The organism is Actinotalea ferrariae (assembly GCF_019733465.1).
Classification (GTDB): domain Bacteria; phylum Actinomycetota; class Actinomycetes; order Actinomycetales; family Cellulomonadaceae; genus Actinotalea; species Actinotalea ferrariae_A.
This window is the reverse complement of sequence record NZ_JACVQL010000264.1, coordinates 1-1634: the sequence shown is the minus strand read 5'-3', so window position 1 is coordinate 1634 and position 1634 is coordinate 1. Positions and strand designations below refer to the sequence as shown.

General features: G+C 76.3%; 4 protein-coding genes. 2 read left to right on the top strand and 2 right to left on the bottom strand.

The features are described from left to right. On the top strand, positions 1–372 hold a 372-nt coding region (locus tag ICW40_RS17405; protein ID WP_221655267.1), incomplete at its 5' end, for a glycerate kinase. A 117-nt stretch (positions 373–489) separates the two neighbouring features. Continuing rightward, positions 490–840: an iron-sulfur cluster insertion protein ErpA gene (erpA, locus tag ICW40_RS17400; RefSeq protein WP_221655266.1), complete on the top strand. Its 351-nt coding sequence runs from the start codon at positions 490–492 to the stop codon at positions 838–840. A gap of 117 nt (positions 841–957) precedes the next feature. Here erpA and ICW40_RS17395 read toward each other — a convergent pair whose 3' ends face one another. Together ICW40_RS17395 and ICW40_RS17390 are read right to left on the bottom strand one after the other, a co-directional pair. Beyond that, positions 958–1209 carry a sulfurtransferase TusA family protein gene (locus tag ICW40_RS17395; RefSeq protein WP_308121889.1) on the bottom strand — a complete coding sequence of 84 codons (252 nt, stop codon included), beginning with the start codon at positions 1207–1209 and terminating at the stop codon, positions 958–960. Positions 1210–1226: 17 nt separating this feature from the next. After that, the coding region (locus tag ICW40_RS17390) for an aminotransferase class V-fold PLP-dependent enzyme (protein ID WP_221655265.1) at positions 1227–1634 on the bottom strand (408 nt) is incomplete at its 5' end.

Below are 1634 nucleotides of genomic sequence, written 5' to 3'. Positions count from 1 at the left end.
GGCATCGGGTTCGCGCTCGCGGCGCTCGGGGCGCGCGTGCTGAGCGGTGCCCAGGTCGTCGCGGACGCCGTGGGGCTCGCCGCGGCGGTCGCGCGCGCCGACCTCGTCGTGACCGGAGAGGGCGCGCTCGACTGGCAGTCGCTGCACGGGAAGGTGGTGTCCGCGGTCGCCGGCGCGGGGCTCGAGCACGGCGTGCCCGTGGTGGCGGTGGCGGGGCAGGTGCACCTGGGCCGGCGCGAGTGGGGCGCCGCGGGCATCGCCGGGGCGTACGCCGTCGCCGAGCGGCCGGACCAGGTGCAGGCGTCCCTCGCCGACCCGGCAAGCGCCCTCGCCGCACGCGCCGAGCGTGTGGCGCGGACCTGGTCGCGCTGAGGACGTACGCTGGGAACACCGGCGCGTCGTCGGCTGTTGGACCCGGTGACGGCCTGCTGAGCGCCGGGCGCACCACCAGCCGGACCCCGCCAGACCCCGAGAACCCGCGGAGACACCATGAGCGAGATCACCGAGACCGCCACCCACGGCGTCGAGCTGAGCGACGTCGCGGCCGACAAGGTCCGCACGCTGCTCGAGCAGGAGGGCCGTGACGACCTGCGGCTGCGCGTGGCCGTCCAGCCCGGTGGCTGCTCCGGCCTGATCTACCAGCTGTACTTCGACGAGCGCCTGCTCGACGGCGACGCGCTGCGCGACTACGACGGCGTCGAGGTCGTCGTCGACCGCATGAGCGTGCCGTACCTCGACGGCGCGAAGATCGACTTCGCGGACACCATCGAGAAGCAGGGCTTCACGATCGACAACCCGAACGCGGGCAGCTCGTGCGCGTGCGGCGGCTCGTTCGCCTGAGTCTCCCGCCCGGGTCGTGACCCGGGCGCACGACGGCCTCGCGGGGCCGACGCCAGACCCGACCGAGGGCCGGCACCACACGGTGCCGGCCCTCGGTGCGTGTGCGTGTCGCAGCCGTCAGCGCGCGGGGCCCAGAAGCACCGTGGTGGCCGACGAGCCGTCGTCGCGGGCCCGCACGTCCACGACGTCGTGGCCGCGCATCCGTGCCCACGCGGGGACGTCGTGCTCGGCGGCCGGATCCGTCCAGAGCAGCTCGACGAGGGTCCCCGGCGGCAGGTCGCGGGCGGCCGCGGCCAGGCGGATCACCGGCAGCGGGCAGCGCAGACCGCGTGCGTCGACCTGCGGCGTCACCGTCCCCTCGCCGCTCACCGTCCCCGCACCGGCCCTCACAGACCCACGACGCCGGTGGCGGAACGCACGGCCGCGACGGCGAGCGGCAGCTCGGCGCAGAAGCGGTCGACGTCGTCCTCGCGGACGTCCGCCGGCAGCGCGATCCGCACGTTGCCGTGCGTGAGCGCCCCCATCGCGGCGAGCACGTGGCTCGGCTCGAGGGCGCTCGACGTGCATGCGGAGCCCGAGCCGACGGCGAAGCCGCGGCGGTCCAGCTCGCCCACGAGCGCCTCGCCGTCCACGTAGAGGCACGAGAACGTCAGCACGTGCGGGAGGCGGTGGTCCGGGTCGCCCACGACGTCGACGTCGGGCACCGCCGACGCGGCCGCCCGCACGCGGTCCACGAGCGCGCGCCGCCGGGCGTCGGCCGCCGCGCGGTCCGCGAGCACCGCGCGGAGCGAGAC

What these genes read in the sequence shown, in the direction of transcription:
- erpA (WP_221655266.1), top strand. Translation starts at nt 490, where the DNA reads ATGAGCGAGATCACCGAGACCGCCACCCACGGCGTCGAGCTGAGCGAC.